This is a genomic window from Fibrobacter sp. UWP2 (assembly GCF_900141705.1).
In the GTDB taxonomy this organism is placed as follows: domain Bacteria; phylum Fibrobacterota; class Fibrobacteria; order Fibrobacterales; family Fibrobacteraceae; genus Fibrobacter.
Window position 1 is genome coordinate 35,901 of the sequence record NZ_FQYM01000013.1, and the last position, 21,382, is coordinate 57,282.

The window sequence follows — 21,382 nt, forward strand, 5'->3', positions numbered from 1 at the left end:
GCGGTATGCGCGGGGCGAACCGTCTCGGAATGCGTGCCTGCACAGGAGTGTTTTTTGCACTGCTGGCGCTTGGTCATGCGTTCGCCTTGAACTTGGACTCGGTCCCCGTTTGGAATCCCGATTATCTTGTACAAAATAAATCGATACCCGAGGCGGTCGCGGCAACTGGCTCGCCCTCGGCTAAAAACTACAAACAAAATAATCTCGAAACTCATGGATACAAGACCATGCAGGTCACCGTGGGTGACGGCGGCACGCAAATCGATCAGGAACTCCGCCTATCTATCCAGGGCATGGTGGGCGACAGCGTGTTTATTGACGCCTTGCTGAGCGACGTGGACCGCAAGGCGGGCGACCAGACCACGGCTACGCTCCAGGATGTGGACCAGATTTACTTTAGGGCCGAGAGCCGCCATTGGATGGTGCACCTGGGCGACCTCACCTGGAAGGACGAGAACATGGGTCTTTTTTCGATAGAGCGCTCGACGCTCGGCGCCATGGCGGGCTTGCGGGCGGGCTACACTGAGGTGCGCGGCGCTGCCGGTACCGACGAGGTGAACCGCATGCAACGCGTGATGAACGGTGTGTCGGGACAGCGCGAGGGCTACTCCATTAGCGAAAGCGGCGACTACCTTGCCGTGGTCCCCAACTCCGAGACGGTTTGGCTGAACGGCAACAAGTTGACGCGAGGCGTGGATTACGAAATCAATTACGCGGGCGGCCTCGTCGATTTCATGGGGAAGCGGATTCCTGGTCCCGATGACGAGATTCGTGTGGAATACGACGCCTACGAGGAGGACAACATCTATAACCTCTATGCCGCCAATGCCAAGTACCGCCACCCGAACATATATTTGGATCTTTCGGGTTTCCGTTTGGAGAACGACCGCGACCGCCTAAAACGCGGGACGTGGACCGACGAGGACTACGCAGCCCTGAAGGCGGACAAGGGAGGCGCCCTTTACCGCTACGACAGCACCTTGGGAGGCGTGGACTCGCTCATGGCGCTGCACCGCCCCGAGCGAGTGGAACGGGCGGGCGCCAGGATGCGCTTGCAGGCGGACCGCCGCTACTATGCCGACTTGGAAGTTGCCATGAACCGCAAGGACTCCAACACGCTTTCGCACGGTGTAGGTGGCCCCGAGGGGAGGGCGTTTCGCTGGTATTTGACCACGGACTCCACCGAGCAAATGAAAAAATTCCCTGTGGCCTTCTCCGTTTATGGCAACTACATTCAAGACGGGTTTGAGGTAAATGAATTCCAGGGCAGCGATCAGGACTGGAATTCGTACAAACTTCGCGACGAGTGGGACTTGGACAGCGCCCTGCTGGGAGGCGACCTCCGTCACGACGAATTCGGCATGCGCTACCGCATTGCCACGGGCTGGTTCACGCAGGCCCTTTGGGGTTACCGCCAGGGCGAGGGTGAAGAATGGAACGCCTCAAGGGCAAAGCTCTCACTGTTGCACAAGACGAACCTGGTCAAAAGCGACTTGAACGCGATTCGTGTTGCGAGTGTCCAGGCAAACGAGATGGAACGCTACCAGTCGACAGGTTCCGCTGAGTATTTGCAAGGGCTGTGGCGCCCCTTCGGCAATTTTGACGTGCGCTACACCAAGGTGACTGAGGGCGTCGCTAGTGCGCCGGCGGAGAACACCGAGGACGAAATCGCCTACGGCAAGGGCGGTACGGGTTTTAGCCTTGTGGGTGACAACTGGAATGCGAGCGAGGGCTTTGAGAGCAAACTCGCCAAGCGTCGGGGCGGCACCTTTGGCGACGACTGGGCGGATTCGCTCAAGTCGCTCACCTGGACGCAAACCGCCGAGTACCGGGGCCATTACGTGGACCTCTCGCATTTTTTGCAGTACGAAAAACGCACGTTGGATTCCTCGGACAGCGAGAATAGCTGGGTCGGCGACTTGAACGCCCGCTTTGGCGATGACGACCGCGGTTTTTCGGGGAACGTGAATTACAAGCTGGGCCTCACCGAGGAGCAGACCTATACCGCCATTTACAAGGCGGTGGCGCCGGGCACGGGCGACGTTCGCTACGACAGCGTGACGGGCGCCTTCATTGAGGGCGTCGACAACGGCGACTACGTTTACGAGGGCATGGGCCGTAACGATTCGGTGGGGGCTGTGCTTGCTTCCAACGCCTCGTTTGGCATCGACATGGACGTGAATCCGGGGCTTTTGATGGGGATCCGCCAGGGAATTTTGCGCGACATTACGGTGGGAGGCTCCTACAATGCCGAGGGGGAGGACACCACAGGCAAGCGCCTGTATTTCCCGCCGGTCACGCCGCACGGACTTCGCAAGATTTCATCGGGGACGGTTTCGTGGGAGGCGCGTCTCAACTGGAGACACCCTGTGGGAATCTCGCTTATGTACAAGCCCGGTGCCGACTTCGAAAAGATACTCAGTTCCATTTCGTATTTCGAGACGTGTTTCCACCATGAGGTGGACGCAGGCTTTGACATCAACGAGAACCACTTTGTGGGGGCGACGCTGTTGCTCGAGGACGAGGAACTGGACGCCCTGCAGGATCTGGAGTGGGATACGCGCGACATTTCGGGCCGCTACCGCTTTAGCTTTTGGGACGGCTTTCACATTGAGCCTGGGGGCCGCTACCGCACGGGCGCGGGGAGCGATGATGCCGACTACCAGTTCGACGCATACCTGTGGGAGGGCTCGCTCCGCGTGGGTTACGCAAAGAACAACGTAGCCGACGCCTTTGTGCGTTTTGCCGCGGTTCAAATGGAGGATGGGGGCGACGTGACGCCGTACCAGATGATGTCGGGGTATAGCGCCGGCAGGACCTACCGTTTGGAGGCCACGGCGTCGGTCGACGCGAACGATTTTATTTCTTTTGGGTTGCACTATGTGCTCCGTTTTGGCGACGCCGAAGAGAACGTTTTCCAAAAACTCAGCACCGAGGCGAGGGCGGTATTCTGATGTGGATGATGGTATACATACTGCTCTTGGCTGCCTTCGCGCTGGCGAAGGGTGGCGACGTGTGTACTGTCGACAGCGTTGTATGGGTGGGGGAACACGAATCCTTCGACGAATCGCAGATGGCGCCTGCCCGCGGCAATCCCTGCGATGCCTGGGAATCCCTTGCCGCAAAACTGGAACGCTACTACGAAGACAAGGGCTTTGTCGCGGCACGCGTCTTTGGCAACCTGCGCGGGGATGGCTCGTCGCGCCTCCTTGAACTGCGCCTAGAACGCGGTTCCGCCTTCGTTTGGGCTCCTCCCGAGAACATGGATTCGTCGGGGACCAAAACCGAGGTTTTTCGGCGTCTCTCGGGAATCGAGGAAGGTGCCGCCGTATCGCTCACCGACTTGGAACGCTCCGAACGCAAACTCGCGCGCGTGGGCTACTTCGAAAAGACGGCGCCCGTAAAAATATTTCGAGACCCCGTGCGCAACCGCATTATTCCCGTCTACAGCATGCGCAAGGCGAACATCTCGGAGGCCGAGGGGCTGCTCACGTATTCCAGCGACGGAAACGTGTGGGAGGGCCAGGTCGACGTGAATCTCTATAACATCGCTGGCACGGCGCGCGACCTGATGCTCGAGGGCTTCACCGGTGAGGACTCGCGCCATTTGATTGGAAGTTACAAGGAACCCTGGGTGCTGGGAACCGCCTGGAATGTGGTGCTCCGCGGCAATTACGACGAAGAAATCGTCGAGACGCTGGACGATTCCACCGGGGAGTACGGAGAAATAGTCGAGAAAACGGTGGTAGGCGAGGTGGGCGTTACGCGCGATATCGGTTTCGATTTTACGGTAGGCGTTTATTTCGGAATCAGTGAAGACGACAAGCATTCGTCCTTCGAAATGAGCTATGTTTCGCTGGATAGGTTCGTGCTGCCACGCAGCGGCTGGCGCTTGAATGCTGCGGCTACATGGAAAATGGACCGCCCCGATTCGCTGGATAATTTTTTGACCGCGGCTGCGGCAGCAGTGGCCTACTACCCGCTATATGGCAATTTCATCAGCCGCTTTACCGGAGCCGCTGGCGGGGTGTTCCCGACAGACGCTTCGCTTAAGCGGGCGGATTTGTTCACCCTCGGCGGGCTCGACAGCTTCAAGGGCATGCCCTACCGCTTTTTGCGGACCCGTTCCTACGGCTTTAGCGAACTCGCGCTTTTGTGGCAAGACGGCTACGACCTGAGTATCGAGGCGTTTTACCAGCCGGGACTGTTCCGCCGAATGAACCCGGGCCACGGCTGGTCTCGGGAACAGAATTACGGTCTGGGCTTTACGCAATACCGGGGCAGCTGGAGTGTCAACCTGTACTATGCCCTGCGAAATGGCGAAAATTACCTTGACGGTATTATCGGTTTCGGCTTGAAAACGCTGTTCTAGTGTGATTTTCCGCATTTTGCGGAGAAGGGTAAGCCTACTTAGTTGCTTTTTCTCTTAAAGAACATATATTAATGGGTGCAAATAAATTGAGGTCCATATAAATCGAGGTCCATATGAAAAAGAACCTTTATGCCCTGTTGCCGATTACCCTTGTCATGCTTTTGGGAGGGTGTAGCGGAGACGACTCTTCTGATAGCTTCGTCAAGTCCGACAGTTACCCTGCGGATGGCTCCAGCGTAGAATCGATTTACGATCTGGGTTCCTGTAATTCCGATAGGGACGGCGATATCATCTTCGTCGAAGACGAAGAGCACAATTTCTTGTGCCACAAGGAAAAGTGGGAAGACATTGGCGAACCGGAATCGTCCGATTCCGATGACGAAAAATCCTCTTCGTCAAAGAAAGGTTCCTCGGATTCCAAGGACAATTCGTCTTCGTCCAAGGGCGATTCTGCGGATTCCAAGGGCAGTTCTTCTTCGAAGGGCGATTCTACAGACTCTGGCGACAAGTCTAGCAGTTCTGCGAAGTCCAGCTCAAGCAAGGTTCCTGAATCGAGTTCCAGCGTGAATGGCGCTGGAGAAACGGTAAAGACGGTCGCTATTAGCAAGCAGACGTTCAAGGGTGTTGCCGAAAAGGGACCGTTCCTGGCCGGGAGTACTGTCAGACTGTCCGAACTCGACGACGAACTTGACCTTACGGGTACGAACTTTGAATGGGAAGTGACCGATGACAAGGGTGGCTTTACTTCTCCCAAGGTGACGCTTTCGAATCAGTATGCGCAGTTGCAGGTCAGCGGTAGTTACTACAACGAAAACATATTCAAGAATTCTACCGGAACCATAACGTTGCGTGGCATTGTCGACTTGAAGGACCGTGAAAGTGCAAATATCAACGTGTTGATGCACTTGATTTACAAGCGTGTCGTGTATCTGTTTACCCAGAGCGGCAAGTACAAGAATGTGCCTGCGGCAAAGGCTGCTGCGGAACAGGAACTCATGAAGGCGTTCGATTTTGGCGGGGCGAACCATTCCTTTGAGGACTTGTCCATTTTCGGGACGACCGAGGATGACGCCAAGATGCTTGCGGCCTCGATCCTTTTGCAGGGCGACCTTACGGAAGCCGACTTGCTTAGCCGCCTAACGAGCATTGCCGACAACATCGAAGAGGACGGCACGTGGGACAACAGCGAAAAGACCCGAGTCGCCATGGCCGACTGGATCATGTCCTATTCGTACGGGACGAGCGGCATTCGCCAGATGCTCGAAGAAATTAAGAAACCGGTTCCCGATTTCGAAAAGTATATAAGCCTCTTCGTGGGCGAAGCCTATGGCTTTGGCACCTGTACCGACAGTAAGGATGGCGAGTTTATGCAGTTGAAAGATGGCAATAGTGCGAACCTGGGCAATTACTATGTCTGTGAAGATGGCGTATGGCGCCTAATGCTTTCGACCGAGAAACTCTACCAAGCCTCGTGTACGGCCAAGAAGTCGGGCGAATTCATGAAGCCCGAGTCCTCTACTTCCACCTATATATGCGATGGCGGTAAAGGTTACTGGCGCCCTGCGACCCTTTACGATTATCCGACAGAACATTACATGAATAGCGAGGTGGAATACGGCAAGTTTAAGGATACCCGCGACGGGAAGGAATACAGGACGGTCGTTGTCGGCACCCAGACCTGGATGGCCGAAAACCTGAACTACTATAGTAAGGATAATGACAACCTGGTCGGAAACGCCTGGTGCTATAAAAATGTCGATAAGAACTGCAATATGGGCGGAAGGCTCTATACGTGGACGGCGGCCATGGACTTGTCGTCTTCATACCTGACGACATCTGCCGCCGAAGAAGTTAAAAAGCCGCATCAGGGCATCTGTCCCGATGGCTGGCATGTCCCGGATTCTACGGAATGGTATAAGCTGAGCAATTACGTCTACAAGGTGGATGGGGCTTCGGGGCTCCTGAAGTCATCGAAGGGCTGGACGACCTATTCGAGTGTGAAGGTGTCGACGGATCCCTATGGATTCTCGGTGATTCCGACGGGGGCCTATTACGGAGCATTTGCAGATCCGTATGATGACTATAGCCAGACAGAATTCGACGATGACGGCTATTTTGCAAACTTCTGGACTTCCGATGAAGCGAAAACGGTTACAGGGGCGAAGTATGCGTATTTTGATTACCGCCAAACGGCCATGGGCTTCTATACGACTCAATACAACCAGAAGAAACGCGGATTCTCGCTCCGCTGCGTAAAGACCGAGCCGGAAGAAGAAGAGTAACTAGTAACTACTAACTGCGCCGAAGGCGCTATACCGGCGTTTTGCTCTTTTCGCCCGCGATTTCGCGCACGAGTTTCGGGACAAGGTAACCGGGCAGTCTAGTCCGGATTTCGGCGATGAGCCTGCGGGCTTCGTCGTCGTTTACTTCAAAATGGGCGACTCCGTTTGCGTGGTCCAGCTGGTGCAGGTAGTAGGGGAGAACCCCCTGCTCGAACAGCCTGCGGCTCAGTTTTTCGAGCGTATCGGCGTTGTTGTTCACGCCTTTTAGCAGCACGCTCTGGTTGAGTAGCGTCCATCCGCAGTACTTGAGCTGCCCGAATACGGCCTGTGATTCTTCGTCGAGTTCGTCGGGGTGGTCCACGTGCGATACCAGCACGCAGTCGAAGCGGGCGGGCAGTTCGCGGAGCAACTCGAAATGCTGCATCGCCACATCGGGCCGCATTACGGGGAGTCGCGTATGGATGCGGAGCGTCGTGACCGAGCCGTGCATCGCGATGGCCTCCGCCAGGTCGCGGAAGGCACCGGGGCCAAGCGTCAGCGGGTCCCCTCCCGAAAGGATTACCTCCCAGATGTCGTTATGCGTGTCGAGCCAGTCGCTCACCTGCCGTGCCACGTCGGGGTTGTTCTGGAACGGGTAGTTCTTGCGGAAGCAGAAGCGGCAACGCGCACCGCAGGTGGCGGTCGAGACTATCAGGGCGCGCCGGTCGTATTTCTGGATGATGCTTTCCGCCTTGCCCGCGGGCAGGTCTCCTACGGGATCGTCCACGAACCCGGGGACGCTTGCTAGTTCTTCCGTTGTCGGTAAGATCTCGTGCAGCAGTGCCGCGGGCTCGCTTGCCTTCTTGATAAGGTCGGCGTAATGCCTGGAACACAGGAACGGGAACTTTGGGTTGCGGTCTAGCCCCGCGAGGGTGCCGGCGACGGCTTCGTTTGCGGTAAAATCGTCGCTGAGATACTCCAAAAAGTCAGAAATTTGCGTGAATGCGGTTACGGGGCTTTCCATTATATTGCTAAATTTAGAATCAAAATCAACAAGAGGATAATATGGGTACTGTAAGCACCAACGAATTCCGCAAGAAGTTAAAAATCATGGTCGACGGCCAGCCGTACGAAATCATCGAGAACCAGTTCGTGAAGCCGGGCAAGGGCCAGGCCTTCAACCGTGTTCGCATTAAGAACCTGGTGACGGGTCGCACGCTCGAACGCACCTGGAAGAGCGGTGATACCGTCGAAGAAGCCGACGTGACCTACACCGAGATGACGTATTTGTACAACGACGGTTCCACCTGGTACTTCCTGGACAACGATTCCCAGGAAACCATGGAAATCCCGAAGGAATCCCTGAACGGCTGCGAAGTGTGGCTGCTTGACGGCGCTACCGTCGAAGTCACCTGGTGGAAGGACCCGAAGAGCGGTTCTACCTTGCCGATCGAAGTCATCCCGCCGACATTTGTCGACCTGATGATTGTGGAAGCTCCTCCGGCAGTGCAGGGCAACACCAGCGGTAACGTGATGCGCGAAGCCATCCTCGAAACCGGCGCCAAGGTGATGATCCCGCTGTTCATCGAGAACAACACCAAGATCCGCGTGGATACCCGCGACGGTTCTTACCTCGAACGCGCGAAATAAGACCGCTCGTTCGTCGTTTCGGGTGCGGAACCTCCGCTTCCTCACTCGCTCTCGCAACCGCCCTCGGTTAACACCCGAGGGCTTTGTTGCTCACAGGAGCGACCGCTCGTTCGTCGTTGTGAATTTGCCTCGTCCATGCGACGGGGCTTTTTATTTGAGGGCAGAGCCCTCCCTTGTCTACGCATTGACAATCTGTCTATGGAATGAGGGCGCTTTGGGTGCCCTTTTCGCGTTTTGGAGGGTAAATTTAGAGTGTTGTTTGAAAGGAGAATGTATGGGAATGTTTAGACAACTCTCTCGATTCATGCCTGTGGCGTGCTTGGCCGTGGGCTTCATTGTGTTCGGCTCTATGCCTGCAGAGGCCGCTCCGGACCCCAATTTCCACATCTATATCGCGTACGGCCAGTCCAACATGGGCGGCACTGCCAATGCCGAAAACGCCGACAAGGTCGAAAACCCGCGCTTCAAGATTTTTGCCTCGCAAAAGTGTAGCGGCAAGGGCCGAAACACCATCGGCGAAGTTTACCCGGCGGTACCCTCGCTGTTCAACTGCGGCAACACGATTTCTATTGCAGACTGGTTTGGGCGCACGATGGCCGACAGCATGCCGGACGTGACCATCGGGATTATCCCGGTTGCGGTGGGCGGCGCAAGCATCAAGCTTTTTGACCAGGACCAATATGCGAGTTACCTCTCTACGGCGGAGGATTGGCTCAAGAACTACGCGAAGGAATACGCGAGCGACGGCAACGTGACGAAGACGATTATCGATATCGCGAAGAAGGCGCAGCAGGTGGGCGTCATCAAGGGGTTCATCTTCCACCAGGGCGAAACCGACGGCGGCTACTCGGACTGGCCGAAAATCGTGAAGAAGACCCGCGACGATATCCTCAAGGCGCTCGACATGAGTTCCGACACGGTGCCGTTCGTGGCGGGCGAACTCCTGCGTTCGGGCTGCTGCTATTCCGACCGCGTGTCGAAACTCCCGAATTCGATGGACAATACCTATTACGCGTCGTCCGAAGGCCTTGACGGCAACGGCGTGGACCGCTACCACTTCGGTCACGATGCCTACGTGACGTTCGGCAAACGTTATGCGGAGCAGATGCTCAAGGCAATCAACCGCGCTCCGGTAGTTCCCGAACCGCAGAAGCCGTTCAAGGACAAACCGTTTGAAATTCCCGGCAAGATCGAGGCCGAAGACTTCGACATCCCGGGTGTCGGCTCGGGCAACGACTCCTACAAGGAAAACGATTCCGAAGACCACGGCGGCAGCAATTACCGCGAAGGTACGGGCGTCGATATTTACAAGAAGGCGACGGGCTACATCGTGGGCTACAACCAAGAAGGCGAATGGCTCGAATACAGCGTGAATGTCAAGGAAGCGGGCGAGTACGCTTTCTTGGCGGCGGTTGCATCCGCAAACGAGACTTCGGGCTTCCAGATGTCGCTCGACGGCAAGAACATCACGGATGTGATTTCTGTCCCGAAAAACGAAGGCGAGGACAACTACGACGACTATAACAAGGTACGGGCGACGGTGAACCTCCCCGCGGGCGAACACATATTGCGCTTTACGGTGACCGGTTCCTGGATGGACGTGGATTACTTTGTGTTCGGAGAAGATGAAATCGTTTGCGTTGACGGATGCACAGACTTTGTAAGGCCTGCGCTATCGCATGCGACCGGAACCGAAAGCTACCGCATGTTTGACATGAATGGCAACTATCTTGGAACGGTGCGGGCCTCTGGAATGCAGGAACTACGGGCCAGCGCGAAAACCCTCGTGAAAACGGGCGGCATGTTCATCGCAAAATCCCGCGCAGGTTCTGCGACGATACGCGTGACGAAGTAATTAGCGTTCGCGCGCTCCGTTAGAGATCGAGCGATTTCCTAAACACCCGGGCGACTTCGTTCGGGTTGTCGCTTTTTAGCCAGCTGAGCGTCTCGGTGCCGCGGTAGCTCCACGCGAAGATGTTGTCGATACCTGCGGCGCGGCTTTCCTCGACGGCGATGGCGAGGTCGTTCTCGCGGCCCGCCTCTATCTGGTATGCCTTGATCCACATCTGCACGGCCTTGCCGTACTTGGTGGCGACATCTACAAGTTTCTTGGCGGTTTCCGCATACTTCCCGCGGACCCATTCCTCGGTCGCGCCGCGTTCCCAGTACGGGTCGCTTGCAACTTCATCGACGCTTGCAAGGCCTGCAACGCGGCCCCAGTCGTCGAGCCCCGCAGGGAACCATGGCGGGAGCATGCACACGCAGTTGCGCTTGCCGCGGGCGTGCACTTTTTCGGTCATTTCTTTCAGGAAGTCGATAAGCGAATCCTCGCGGAACTTTTTCACGTCGTCGGTGAGTTCTGCAGGCAGGTCGTAGCCAAATCGGGAGCGGAACTTTTCCCGACACCTCTCACAACGACAACTCCATTTTTCGAGTCCGCCTTTTTCAAAGTAAAAGTGCGGCTCGTCCCAGAAAATCGTGCTTACCTTCGTCGCGCAGACCGTTTCAATCCACTTGTGCATGTAGGCGCGGAATTCCGGATGGTTCGGGCATGCGGCAACTTTCGGCTTGTCGTCTACGCCCACCTGGCACATGTCGTGGTTGCGTGCGGTGAGTTCCGAATACGCTTCGCCGCCAAACACGCGACCAACGCCCCAGGGATTCACGTAAACCTGGAGCCCGAGAGCGGCGCTCCCGTCTACGATGTCCTTCATTGTGCCGTAGTAGTATTGCTGGTCTTCTTCGCTCCATGTGTGGAGTACAGCATTGAAACCCGCCGCCTTGATGTCGGCCATGTCGGCCAAAACATGTTTGGGCGAACGCACGCCAAAATAACTTACACCTTTAATCATGTGTAGAATTTAGTATTAGTTATTTAGTAGTAACTCGGAACTCAAAACGCCGAACTAGTTATTCGGCCCACTGCGGGGTGGGGGTACGGAGCAGTACCTGCTCCAGGGTCTGCGCCCATTCGTCTTCGTTCACGGGGCGGCGGATCCAGTAGAGGCTGCCGTCGCTCTTTTCGATGGGCATGTCGTCGGGGACGATTTCCACAATCCACGATTCGGGGATGGCCTCGTGGAGCTTTTTGCTGAACTTGAGGTTCACCTCTTTGGCGTGGTCCGCGTGGTCAAAGATGATGAGGGCGGGGGATTCGCCTTCGATAAGGGCGGTTTCCAGAATGTTCTGCGCGTCCTCGATGGAATTGCAGGTGTACATGGTGGAGTCTTCGGCCATGTCGTTCTGCAGCAACCAACGGAGAGTCCATTGGCTCATCTTGTCGAGGCTGCCCGGTGACGATGGCGTTATAAAGAAAATGTGTCCCACGGCCGTAAAAATAGGTTATTTAGACCGTTTTGTGGATAAATAAATCGCCTATTTTTAAAAATTATTTTCTATGACAAACTTGTAACCGACTTATCCACAGAAAATCGCCAAGATGTTTTTCCCGGGGAATAAATTGCTACATTCTTGGTATGTTTCCGAACCTAGGCGAATTCAATTTGGTCCGCAAAATTCTCGAAAATCGAGCGGAATTTGTCGAACAGTCTCCCCATTTCAAGGGGTGGCTAGATGTGGGCGACGACTGCGCCATTTTTGACGGCTGGCTCGTGACGAAGGACCTCTCTGTCGAGAATACCCATTTCAGGCTGGACTGGTCGAGCCCCGAGCAGGCGGTGGAAAAGCACATTGTCTCGAACGTCTCCGACATCTCGGCGATGGGAGGACGCCCGCGATTCGCGCTTTTTGGGCTCTGCGTCAACAAGAACTGGAGCGCCGAGACCCGCGACCGCGTTGTAAAGGCGGTTTCGGAGGGCTTTGCCAGGCGCGGCATTGCGCTGATTGGCGGCGACACGGTCTCGGGCGACGAGGGCGCGTTCTCGACGACGCTTTTGGGCGAGCTGGTGACGGATACCGTGCTTTTGCGCAGTGCGGCGAAACCCGACGAGAGCGTCTATGTGAGTGGAACCCTCGGCAAGTCGGCGGCGGGGCTCTGGATTTTGATGAATAAGCCTCAGGATAAGGACAAATTCGCTAGTTTGGTCGAATATCACCTTTGCCCCGCGATCAAGGAGGACTTTGGGGCCCGCCTGGTGGACGCGGGTGTGGAGGGTGCCGCCATGGACATTAGCGACGGACTTAGCTCGGAGCTGAACCACCTGGCCCTTTCGTCGGGCGTTGGTATGGAAATCGAGGAGGATTTGCTCCCCATTGACCCCGAAGTGCGCAAAATGGCCGAATTTTACGGTTTGGACGCTATGGATTTCGCCCTGAACGGCGGGGAGGAGTACGAACTTTTGTTCACTACTTCTTATAAAAATGATATATTTCAAAAAGAATTGTCCTCGTTCGGAGTACACCGGGTCGGGTCGGTAACCGCAGGGAACCAGGTCCGCATGGTGCGCCAAAACGGGGAAAAGCAAATCATTAAAGCGCAGGCTTGGTCTCATTTATGATAAGTAATGCTAAGATGAATTTGAGTGAGCTCTTGCTTCGTCAGGGCGTCCTGGACGAAGACCAGTTGGCTCACGCGATGTCGGAACACAAGCGCACGGGGATGGCGCTGGCCAAGATTCTTGTGCGCCTCGGGATGGTTAGCGAGGATACGCTCACGAGTATCTTGGGCGTGCAGATGCAGTCCACTACCAAGATGCGCATTGGTGAAATGCTGTTGGCGCAGGGCTACATCAAGCAGGAACAGCTCGAGAAGGCTCTTGAAACGCAAAAGATCACGGGCAAGCGCCTGGGGCGCACTCTGGTGGAACTGGGCTACATGCCCGAGGACCGACTGATTGAAATTCTCTCTCGCCAGTTCGAAGTTCCCTATGTGAAGCTGGATAGCTTCAGCATCGATCCCGAAGCCTATACCTACTTGCCCGAAGACTTGTGCAAGGCCTACAAGGTTGTGCCGCTGTTTGTCTCCAAGACCGAGGACGCCCGCCGCGTGCAGCGCGTGGCGCTGACGCTTGCCATGACGGACCCGACCAACATGCGCGTCATCAACATCGTGAAGTTCAAGGTCAAGATGGAAGTCGACGTGGTGATGGCTTCCGAAGCCGATGTGCAAAAGGCCATTGAACGTGTGTTCGCAGGTCATGGTCCTGCCGAGGAATCCCTGGCTGAACTGATTGGTGAGACCAAGGACGGCGAGGAACTCGAGACCGTGGAACGCGGTCAGGGCGGGAATGACGAACCGGAATTGACCGACGAAGAAGGTCGCGCGGTGGTGAAAATCGTGACGACCCTCATTCACGAGGCCATTGCCCGCCATGCTTCCGATATTCACCTGGAACCGCAAGAGACGTTCCTCAAGCTCCGCTACCGTATTGACGGTGACCTGCAAGTGCAGCCGCCGATTCCGGCACGCCTTATGCCGCAGATCCTTTCGCGTATCAAGCTACTTTCCAAGATGGATATTGCAGAAAAGCGTAAACCTTTGGATGGTCGTTTCACGGTGCGTTACAAAGGCTCCGAGGTGGACCTTCGTGTGAGCTCGTTCCCGATTTCTTTGCGCAAGCGCGGCGTTTGCGAAAAGATCGTTATGCGTATTTTGGACCCGAATTCGGGTCAGTTCCCGCTCAAGGAGATGGGCTTTGATCCGCGCGTGCTCAAGCAGTTCATCGATGCAATTAACTTGCCGAACGGCATTATCCTTGTGACCGGTCCGACGGGTTCCGGTAAGTCTACCACGCTTTACGCTTCCATTAGAGAGATTCTTGACAGTACCATCAACATTTCTACCATGGAGGACCCTGTCGAATTGAACATCGACGGCGTCAACCAGGGGCAGATCAACAATGCGGCCGGGTTTACGTTTGCCGCGGGCATTCGTGCCTTGCTCCGTCAGGACCCTGACGTCATCATGATCGGTGAAATGCGTGACCAGGAAACTTCGTCAATGGCTATCGAAGCGGCATTGACGGGTCACTTGGTCTTTAGTACGCTCCATACCAACGACGCCGCAGGTTCGTTCCCGCGTTTGCTCGAAATGGGCCTGGAACCGTTCCTGGTTTCTACCGCCATCAAGGGCATTTTGGCGCAGCGCCTTGTGCGCCGCATTTGCAAGTTCTGCAAGGAGCCTGTCGAAGTCTCGGATTCTTTGCGCGAAGAATTGCACCTGTCTCCCGACATGCAGTTCTACCACGGCAAGGGGTGCGAAAAGTGCGATGGCTCGGGCTACAAGGGTCGTTGCGGTATTTACGAGTTCCTCGTGCCGAACGAATCGGTGCGTAACCTCGTGATCCGCCGTGCCTCGGGCGACGAAATCAAGCGTTGCGCCATGAAGGAGTGCGACATGATTACGCTCCGCATGGACGGCATCAACAAGGCGTTGCAAGGGCTCACCACGCTGGAACAGGCGGTGGGTGCTTCTGCTGCGGATGATTGATTTAATTAGTTTGTTTATACAAAACGAAATTGCGAGAGGCGGTTCTTTGAACGGCTTTCTAAAAAAATGTTTTTTGGATTTTGAAAATGGCGAATGTTGTTGATTTTGGCGTGCTTGACAAGGAATTGAACCCGGAGCAAGCGGCTGCGGCAAAAAAGATTGAAGGCCCCATGCTCATTTTGGCGGGGGCGGGCTCGGGAAAAACGCGTGCCATTACATACAAGATTGCCCACTTGGTCTCGTACCACAACGTGGAATCCGACAGGGTCTTGGCGGTGACCTTTACCAACAAGGCTGCCCGCGAAATGAAGGACCGCATTCAAAAGCTGCTCGGGTGCCGCTTACCCTTTAGCTGGATGGGGACTTTCCACTCGGTTTGCCTCAAGCTACTCAAGCTTTGCCTCTCCAAGGACTTTGTTGTCAAGGCGATGGGCGGCACATGGTACAACGCCAACTTCTCGATTTACGACGATGACGACCAAAAACGCTTGCTTCGCGACATTTTGAAGGAAGATTTGGGCGACAACTTCGAGGCTTCGGAGGTCAAAAAACTCCATGGCGCCATTTCGCGCTACAAGAATACGGTGCTGTACGAGGGCGGATCCCCCAAGCTGCAAACGCCCGACGTGGCGTTGGCACGCGCCGAGTTCGCCGACGAAGAAAAACGCGCCCGCTATTACAGCGAATACCAAAAGCGCCTGCAGGAATCCAACGCCATGGACTTCGATGACTTGCTCCTCAATACGGTGCTCATGCTGCAGAAAGTGCCGACCTTGGCTAAACAATTGGCGGAGCGTTTCCAGTACGTGGTGGTGGACGAGTACCAAGACACCAACGACGTGCAGTACGAACTTTTGAAGCTGTTGATTAACGAGGATCGCAACGTGACGGTGGTGGGCGACGATGACCAGAGCATTTACGGCTGGCGCGGCGCGAACATCAAGATTATCCGTAACTTCCATCGGGACTTTGCACCAGTGACCATCGTGAAACTCGAACGCAACTACCGCTCCACGAGCAACATTGTGAAGGGCGCGGGCTCCGTGATTGCCCATAATATTCGCCCAGCTGAGATGGAGAAGAAGGTGTTTTCGAAGGAGGAGGCTGGCGACCCCATCCGTGTGCGCCATTTGCTGGACGATCGCAGCGAGGCGCAGCAGATAGCGAACCTGATTTCGGTGGCGGGACCCGAGATGTACTCGAAGACTGCCATTTTTTACCGCACCAACGCCCAATCCCGTGTGATTGAAAAGGCGTTGAACGACAACCGCATCCCGTCGGTGATTTTCGGTGGTACCCGCTTTTGGGACCGCAAAGAGATCAAGGACATTTTGGGCTACCTACGCCTGCTCTCAAACGAGAAGGATGATGCGGCCCACCTGCGCGTGATTAACACGCCGCCGCGTGCTATTGGCAAGACCACCGTCGAGACTATTTTGGAACGCGTCCGCAACGGCGAAGGGACTTTTTGGCAGGTGCTTGTGGCCGAGGCCAACGGCGAAGGCCGTGCTGCCCCCAAGCTCAAGGGCTTTACCGCCATGGTGCAGGGCTGGAAGGATTTGCTCGCGGCGGGGGAGACTCCGCTCCCGATTTTGGCCGAGCGCATTATTAACGAGACCGGCTATCAGGACTTTTTGCGCAAAGAAGACGAAGCGACCGCGGACGAACGCATCGCGAACTTGGACGAAATGGTGAACGCCATTCGCGAATTTGACGAAGAGCACCCCGGTGCGACTTTGGAAGAGTTTTTGCAGGACATTTCGCTTTTGACCGACGGCGACAAGAAGGTGGACACCTCCAAGGGCATGGTGACGCTCATGACCATCCACATGGCGAAGGGCCTCGAGTTCAACACGGTTCACATTGCCGGCTGCGACGAGGAAATTTTCCCGCTGGTGCGCGGAACCGCCTTTGCCGCCGACAAGGAAATGCGCGAGCAGATGGAGGAGGAACGTCGCCTGTTTTACGTAGGCTGCACCCGCGCCGAAAAAAAACTTTATCTGTACCATGCGGAACGCCGCTTTTTCCAAGGGACCATCCGTCCCTTTGCCCCGTCCAGGTTCCTCAAGGAACTGGACCCGTCGGTGGTGGAGTTCACCCCGTGCGTAGACGACCGCCCTGCATTTGGTTACGGCTCCAATGCGGGCTCGGGCTACGGCAACGGCCCCATCCGTTACCATTCGGCTCCGGTGGGGCAGTTCTCCCGACCCAGCTCGGGTTCGCGCCCGGCCATGCCGCACTCGGTCCCAGCTTCTATCCGCAAAAACGACCAGCGCATTGTGTACAGGAACCCCATCAAGGTCAAGCCGCCGGTGCCTTCGGGCCCGCGTGTGGTCTACGACGAGTACAGCGAGAACCCGTACCGCCCGGGAGTGCGTGTGCGCCATTTTAAGTACGGCGTCGGCACCATTGTGCGCTGCACCGGCAGCGGCGAAAATGCCCGCGTGGACGTGCGTTTTAACGGCGATGGCACCGTGAGGACGATTATTTTGAAGTACGCCGCCTTGGAAGTTCTGTAGAGAACTTATATTGTTAATTGTTCATTATTTTATTATTTTATAGCGGTAAAATTGAGGTTTTTATGCTTGAACGTGAAGAAGTCTTGAAATTGGCGAAGCTTTCCAGGCTCGAAGTCGCCGAGGGCGATATCGATTCCGTGAAGGGACACTTGGACAAGATGCTGAACCATTTGGAAGCCTTGAAGGCTCTTGACCTTTCGAACGTGGAACCGATGACCGCCGTCGAGAACGGTGCCACCATCCTCCGCGAAGACGTGCCTGTGCAGGGATTCTCCCTGGACCAGGCCTTTGCCAACGCCCCGGCTGTAGAGAACGACCATTTCGCCATTCCCAAGGTGATTGGCGGTTAGTTCGCTACGCGCCATGGCCGCAGTCCACTGCATTGTTCCGGCCCGCATGGGGTCTTCTCGCTTTCCGGGGAAGCCCCTTTTTAAATTGGCAGGCAAAGAGATGATTGTGCGCACTCTGGAGCGGGCTCAGCTCGCGGAGTGCTTTGGGCGCATTGTGTGTGCGACCGACAGCGAAGAAATTGCCGAGGTCGTGTCGAGGGCTGGTTTTGAATTCATTTTGACGGGCCCCGCCGCGACGGGTTCCGACCGAGTGGCCGAGGCGGCCCGTGCCTTGGACCTGGACCTGGTGGTGAACTTGCAGGGCGACGAGCCGCTGGTGGAACCCTCGGTGCTGAGCGACGTGGCCGAGGACCTGGCCGCCCACCCCGATTGCTGGGTGACGGTCGCCTGCCCGCTCGACCCCGCCGAGTGCGCCCTCAAGACGGTGGTGAAGGTCCGTGTGCAAAGTGGGCTCGCTGTGGACTTTACCCGCGAGGTGGCTTTGGAGGAAGCCCCGCGCTGGTTCCAGCATCAAGGGATTTACGCCTACTCCAGGCGCTCCCGCGATGAGTTTTCCTCCTTGCCGCAGAACGCGGTTGAACTGGAACGCTCGCTAGAGCAGATGCGCATTTTGGGCAGGTGCCCGATACGCATTGTGCAGAGCCGGTTCCCGAGCATTTCTGTGGACGTGCCTTCGGACGCCCAGGCGGTGGAGGCCTTGATTACAGAACGTAAGTCCAGGAGATAGCGAAATGCTGAACCTGTTTAACGCAAGGCTTGCTTCGAGTATGCTACATTCGGTATCCAATAAGGTGGTGCCGGATGAATGCTGCTGAGAAGAACGTGTTGCACATTGCCCTCGCCCTGTTCGTGGTGGGGCTTGTCGTGAGAATCCTTCCGTGGGGAATCCCTGCCATAGAGCAGCAGGACGACCCCGTGAAGCTGGAGTACTGGAACGCGAAGGTGGAGCCTCTGCCCGACTCCCTGTCGGTTACAGATAAATTAAATTCTGCGCTAGCGGAATCGCCGAGGGCGGATGCCCACCCGAGACCCCAAAAACAAAAAAAATCAAAGAAAATAGTCCACTTGCCCATCAAAATCAATTCCGCCGGGTTGGACGAAATTTGCGCCCTTAAGGGGGTCGGTCCCAAGCTCGCCGCGAAGATAATTGCCTTTCGCGAGCAAAATGGACCCTTTTTGACCCCTCAGGACCTGCAAAAAGTGCCCGGAATTGGCAAGAAAAAGCTGGAGGGTATACTACAGGGCGTAATTTTTGATTAGTTTTAGGGAGTACAACTTTCATAAGTCGTTGAGTATATGAGTGATACGAAGATTTACCTGGGTATTGAAGTTGGCGATGCTTCCCTGAAAGTCGCCCTCTTGGAGTCCGCCGAAAAGCGCGTTCTCAAGACCGCTGTTCTGGAAACGGAAACCAGCCCCATTGATGACATCTACACGTTCGAAACGGTCCTCCAGGGGTGGATGGAAGCCAACCAAATTGAGAGCGTCGAATCCATTTCGGTGGCGATTCCCGCGTTCCGCTCCATTATTCGCCAGGTCTACGTGCCTGCCGAAGCCGCAGAGCACCTGGACGACTACCTCCGCTGGTACCTCGGCCTCATTACCAATGCCGAGAAGGACGCCTACGTGCTCGACTACAAGGTGTTGAGAGGCGAACCCTCGGTTGGACTCACCGTACTCCTTATCGCGGTCCGGCGCCAGTGGGTGGATGCCCTCCGTAAAGGCTTCCGCGCCAAGGCTTTGGCCCCGAAGGCTATGGAAGTGGATGTGCTCTCGCTTTTGAATTTGATGGATGTTGCCGAAAACATCAAGAATTTGCAGTGTGTCATCAAGGCCGACTACATGGGCGTGACCTTGATGTGGCTCTCCAAGGACAACCTGCAGGGGCTCCGTTGCGTGTCGACGCTCCCGCTGGTGAACAAGTCCCGCGAGGAGGCCTACGACATTCTTGCCGCCGAGGTGATGAACCAGATTAACCTCGCCAAGGAAGAAAACGCCGCGTTGGATATTCACCAGGTCAACATTTGCGGTGAACTGGCCATGGACCCGCTGTTCGTGGAAGACCTCCGCAAGCGTTGCCCCGACTACCAGTTGATTTTGATGGACTCGTTCTCTAACTTGAGGCTCCCGGTCGAAGAAACGGATTCCGCCGCCGTGCTGTGCTGCGCTGGCGCCATCGGGACTGCCTTGAATGTGATGGAGGGTGTATGATTCATTTGAATTTGATTGATGCCGCCGAGCGCGAATCACTTATGGACAACTTGAACCCGGTCCATGTGACCGACGTTGCCGCGCAGGTCAAAACCTCCAAGAAAAAGACCTTGACGGTTTTGCTTGCCATTTTGTTCCTGTTTGTTGCCTTTAGCTGCTTCATTAGCGTGAGCGGCGTTCCCAAGCCGCTGCAGGGTATTTTGCCCGGTCCTTACCTTGAACTGATTGGTGCCGAAGACCCGAGCCGCGCAGCCTTGACCTTGGGGTCTGGTCAGATGACCTCCGCCGGTGGTTCGCTCGCCGCGCAGGCTGCTGCCGCCGAGGCCGCCATTAAGCAGCGCGAAGTGCTCTCGGTCAAGCAGGTGGTGGGCGAGGTGAATCCGTCCGTCTTGTTCAACAACAAGCGTACCGACTTCACCCAGTTCTTGCCGATGGAAAAGATTTCGTTCCAGCGTGCGGCGTTGGCGCAGTTCATGACCTTCCTCAACACGGCAACGCCCGACGACATCGGTTTTTCGGATTGCTCGTTCCAGTCGCCGAACTTCTACTACGTGCGAGGTGTGGCGACCAAGCCTACGTCGCAGCGCAGCTTCTTGGAACGTCTCAAGACGGTAAGCGGCGAATTCAAAACGCCGCCGATTCCCGAGAACGCCCCGGCTACCGACATTACTGCATTCGGCGTGTTCAACATTACGAACGTCAACCTGAATGCCGTGACCAAGTTTGTGACCGCCGCCGAGCAGGCCGACGAAGTCAAGGCCTTCAAGACCTTGGCGAGTACGAATAAAGTAGTGTTCAATGGTTTGGACAAACCCTCCATCGAAGACTTCGGCGTTTACAAACGCTACACCTACCAGTTGACGACGACGAATGATTATCCCGAATTGCAGACGCTCTTTGTCGCCCTTGCCGAGTCCCCGATTCGCATGGCCGTGCAAAAGATCGACATGAAGTTCGCCAAGAAGAACAGCATGCAGTCTGCCATTCGTCTCGAAATGTTCGTCGTTCCGTAAAATGCCTATCCGCGTCACGGGAGGCGCTCTCCGTGGGCGCCAGGTGCAGTCCCCGCCAACAATGAAAACGAGACCTACGGGTTCTAGGACCCGTGAGGCGTTGTTCAATATTTTGCAGGGCGTGGAGAACTTTCGTGTGCTGGACTTGTTCGCGGGCTCCGGCATTATGGGCATTGAGGCGTTGAGCCGCGGGGCGGCGAACGTGACTGCTGTTGAGAATGCGCATTCGCAGGCGCGCTTGATTTACATGGCATACAAGTCGCTCGACTTGACGAATAAACTTACTTTGTTAGAAAAAAACGCCCTCACGTTGGAAAAAGAATCGCTCTGTGCCGACGAGGGCTTTGACCTCATTTACGCCGACCCTCCGTTCAAGGACATGGAATACCCGGATTTGCGCAAGTACATTGGGTGGTTGAATCCCGGGGGCGTCGCCGTGTTCGAAGCCCCGAGCCGAAGCATTCCTGCGTGGGCCAAGGCCGACGAGGCTGAGGGCAAAACGGATATCCGCAAGTACGGCGAATCTTCGCTAGTGATTTACAGAGCGCCTTCGGCGCAGTTTTAAGTTGCCGGTTCCGAGCTACCAGAATATTCTCTATTAACTAGTAATTAGTAACT

At 55.9% G+C, this 21,382-nt stretch carries 17 protein-coding genes; 14 read left to right on the plus strand and 3 right to left on the minus strand.

The features are described 5' to 3' along the window. The first annotated feature begins 5 nt into the window (after window positions 1-5). The 3 genes from BUB55_RS07850 to BUB55_RS07860 all read left to right on the plus strand — a co-directional run bounded on the left by BUB55_RS07850 (window position 6) and on the right by BUB55_RS07860 (window position 6,654). The gene (locus tag BUB55_RS07850; protein ID WP_234971857.1) at window positions 6-2,954 is read left to right on the plus strand and encodes a hypothetical protein; all 2,949 of its coding nucleotides are present in this window, start codon (window positions 6-8) and stop codon (window positions 2,952-2,954) included. A gap of 5 nt (window positions 2,955-2,959) precedes the next feature. Continuing rightward, window positions 2,960-4,372 (plus strand): BamA/TamA family outer membrane protein, encoded by a 1,413-nt coding sequence (locus BUB55_RS07855; RefSeq protein WP_159431945.1) that lies wholly within the window; start codon window positions 2,960-2,962, stop codon window positions 4,370-4,372. Between the two features lie 113 nt (window positions 4,373-4,485). Next, window positions 4,486-6,654, plus strand: coding sequence for a fibrobacter succinogenes major paralogous domain-containing protein (locus BUB55_RS07860; RefSeq protein WP_073189731.1), 2,169 nt, complete (start codon window positions 4,486-4,488; stop codon window positions 6,652-6,654). A gap of 28 nt (window positions 6,655-6,682) precedes the next feature. Here the strand turns inward: BUB55_RS07860 and BUB55_RS07865 are convergent, their stop codons facing one another. Then, window positions 6,683-7,657 carry a KamA family radical SAM protein gene (locus tag BUB55_RS07865; RefSeq protein ID WP_073189733.1) on the minus strand — a complete coding sequence of 325 codons (975 nt, stop codon included), beginning with the start codon at window positions 7,655-7,657 and terminating at the stop codon, window positions 6,683-6,685. A gap of 41 nt (window positions 7,658-7,698) precedes the next feature. Between BUB55_RS07865 and efp the strand changes: the two genes are divergently transcribed. Both efp and BUB55_RS07875 read left to right on the plus strand, forming a co-directional pair. Continuing rightward, window positions 7,699-8,283: an elongation factor P gene (efp, locus tag BUB55_RS07870; protein ID WP_073189735.1), complete on the plus strand. Its 585-nt coding sequence runs from the start codon at window positions 7,699-7,701 to the stop codon at window positions 8,281-8,283. 274 nt (window positions 8,284-8,557) lie between these two features. Further along, complete coding sequence (locus BUB55_RS07875; protein ID WP_073189737.1) at window positions 8,558-10,138, plus strand: sialate O-acetylesterase; 1,581 nt, start codon at window positions 8,558-8,560, stop codon at window positions 10,136-10,138. A gap of 19 nt (window positions 10,139-10,157) precedes the next feature. On the opposite strand, the gene BUB55_RS07880 is transcribed toward BUB55_RS07875, so the two are convergent. Together BUB55_RS07880 and BUB55_RS07885 are read right to left on the minus strand one after the other, a co-directional pair. Then, on the minus strand, window positions 10,158-11,135 hold the full coding sequence (locus BUB55_RS07880) for a hypothetical protein (protein WP_073189739.1): 978 nt from the start codon (window positions 11,133-11,135) through the stop codon (window positions 10,158-10,160). A 58-nt stretch (window positions 11,136-11,193) separates the two neighbouring features. Then, on the minus strand, window positions 11,194-11,610 hold the full coding sequence (locus tag BUB55_RS07885; RefSeq protein ID WP_143152966.1) for a hypothetical protein: 417 nt from the start codon (window positions 11,608-11,610) through the stop codon (window positions 11,194-11,196). 149 nt (window positions 11,611-11,759) lie between these two features. Between BUB55_RS07885 and thiL the strand changes: the two genes are divergently transcribed. From thiL to rsmD, 9 genes are all read left to right on the plus strand, one after another. Further along, window positions 11,760-12,740 (plus strand): thiamine-phosphate kinase, encoded by a 981-nt coding sequence (gene thiL / locus BUB55_RS07890; RefSeq protein WP_073189743.1) that lies wholly within the window; start codon window positions 11,760-11,762, stop codon window positions 12,738-12,740. Window positions 12,741-12,754: 14 nt separating this feature from the next. Continuing rightward, window positions 12,755-14,671, plus strand: coding sequence for a GspE/PulE family protein (locus tag BUB55_RS07895; RefSeq protein WP_234971858.1), 1,917 nt, complete (start codon window positions 12,755-12,757; stop codon window positions 14,669-14,671). 86 nt (window positions 14,672-14,757) lie between these two features. Beyond that, window positions 14,758-17,190: an ATP-dependent helicase gene (locus BUB55_RS07900; protein WP_073189745.1), complete on the plus strand. Its 2,433-nt coding sequence runs from the start codon at window positions 14,758-14,760 to the stop codon at window positions 17,188-17,190. A gap of 62 nt (window positions 17,191-17,252) precedes the next feature. Beyond that, entirely contained in the window at window positions 17,253-17,540 is a 288-nt protein-coding gene (gene gatC, locus BUB55_RS07905; RefSeq protein WP_073189747.1) for an Asp-tRNA(Asn)/Glu-tRNA(Gln) amidotransferase subunit GatC, read from the plus strand. 13 nt (window positions 17,541-17,553) lie between these two features. Next, window positions 17,554-18,267: a 3-deoxy-manno-octulosonate cytidylyltransferase gene (locus BUB55_RS07910; RefSeq protein WP_073189749.1), complete on the plus strand. Its 714-nt coding sequence runs from the start codon at window positions 17,554-17,556 to the stop codon at window positions 18,265-18,267. Between the two features lie 74 nt (window positions 18,268-18,341). Beyond that, window positions 18,342-18,800 (plus strand): ComEA family DNA-binding protein, encoded by a 459-nt coding sequence (locus BUB55_RS07915; RefSeq protein WP_073189751.1) that lies wholly within the window; start codon window positions 18,342-18,344, stop codon window positions 18,798-18,800. Window positions 18,801-18,836: 36 nt separating this feature from the next. Next, window positions 18,837-19,751, plus strand: a complete 915-nt coding sequence (locus BUB55_RS07920; protein WP_073189753.1) for a type IV pilus biogenesis protein PilM — start codon at window positions 18,837-18,839, stop codon at window positions 19,749-19,751. Continuing rightward, window positions 19,748-20,764 carry a hypothetical protein gene (locus BUB55_RS07925; protein ID WP_073189755.1) on the plus strand — a complete coding sequence of 339 codons (1,017 nt, stop codon included), beginning with the start codon at window positions 19,748-19,750 and terminating at the stop codon, window positions 20,762-20,764. Before BUB55_RS07920 ends, BUB55_RS07925 begins: the two co-directional genes overlap by 4 nt. Window position 20,765: 1 nt before the next feature. Further along, window positions 20,766-21,329, plus strand: coding sequence for a 16S rRNA (guanine(966)-N(2))-methyltransferase RsmD (gene rsmD, locus BUB55_RS07930; RefSeq protein ID WP_073189757.1), 564 nt, complete (start codon window positions 20,766-20,768; stop codon window positions 21,327-21,329). Window positions 21,330-21,382 lie beyond the last annotated feature (53 nt).

What these genes read in the sequence shown, in the direction of transcription:
- BUB55_RS07850 (WP_234971857.1), top strand. Translation starts at nt 6, where the DNA reads ATGCGCGGGGCGAACCGTCTCGGAATGCGTGCCTGCACAGGAGTGTTT.
- BUB55_RS07855 (WP_159431945.1), top strand. Translation starts at nt 2,960, where the DNA reads ATGATGGTATACATACTGCTCTTGGCTGCCTTCGCGCTGGCGAAGGGT.
- BUB55_RS07860 (WP_073189731.1), top strand. Translation starts at nt 4,486, where the DNA reads ATGAAAAAGAACCTTTATGCCCTGTTGCCGATTACCCTTGTCATGCTT.
- BUB55_RS07865 (WP_073189733.1), bottom strand. Translation starts at nt 7,657, where the DNA reads ATGGAAAGCCCCGTAACCGCATTCACGCAAATTTCTGACTTTTTGGAG.
- efp (WP_073189735.1), top strand. Translation starts at nt 7,699, where the DNA reads ATGGGTACTGTAAGCACCAACGAATTCCGCAAGAAGTTAAAAATCATG.
- BUB55_RS07875 (WP_073189737.1), top strand. Translation starts at nt 8,558, where the DNA reads ATGGGAATGTTTAGACAACTCTCTCGATTCATGCCTGTGGCGTGCTTG.
- BUB55_RS07880 (WP_073189739.1), bottom strand. Translation starts at nt 11,135, where the DNA reads ATGATTAAAGGTGTAAGTTATTTTGGCGTGCGTTCGCCCAAACATGTT.
- thiL (WP_073189743.1), top strand. Translation starts at nt 11,760, where the DNA reads ATGTTTCCGAACCTAGGCGAATTCAATTTGGTCCGCAAAATTCTCGAA.
- BUB55_RS07895 (WP_234971858.1), top strand. Translation starts at nt 12,755, where the DNA reads ATGAATTTGAGTGAGCTCTTGCTTCGTCAGGGCGTCCTGGACGAAGAC.
- BUB55_RS07900 (WP_073189745.1), top strand. Translation starts at nt 14,758, where the DNA reads ATGGCGAATGTTGTTGATTTTGGCGTGCTTGACAAGGAATTGAACCCG.
- gatC (WP_073189747.1), top strand. Translation starts at nt 17,253, where the DNA reads ATGCTTGAACGTGAAGAAGTCTTGAAATTGGCGAAGCTTTCCAGGCTC.
- BUB55_RS07910 (WP_073189749.1), top strand. Translation starts at nt 17,554, where the DNA reads ATGGCCGCAGTCCACTGCATTGTTCCGGCCCGCATGGGGTCTTCTCGC.
- BUB55_RS07915 (WP_073189751.1), top strand. Translation starts at nt 18,342, where the DNA reads ATGAATGCTGCTGAGAAGAACGTGTTGCACATTGCCCTCGCCCTGTTC.
- BUB55_RS07920 (WP_073189753.1), top strand. Translation starts at nt 18,837, where the DNA reads ATGAGTGATACGAAGATTTACCTGGGTATTGAAGTTGGCGATGCTTCC.
- BUB55_RS07925 (WP_073189755.1), top strand. Translation starts at nt 19,748, where the DNA reads ATGATTCATTTGAATTTGATTGATGCCGCCGAGCGCGAATCACTTATG.
- rsmD (WP_073189757.1), top strand. Translation starts at nt 20,766, where the DNA reads ATGCCTATCCGCGTCACGGGAGGCGCTCTCCGTGGGCGCCAGGTGCAG.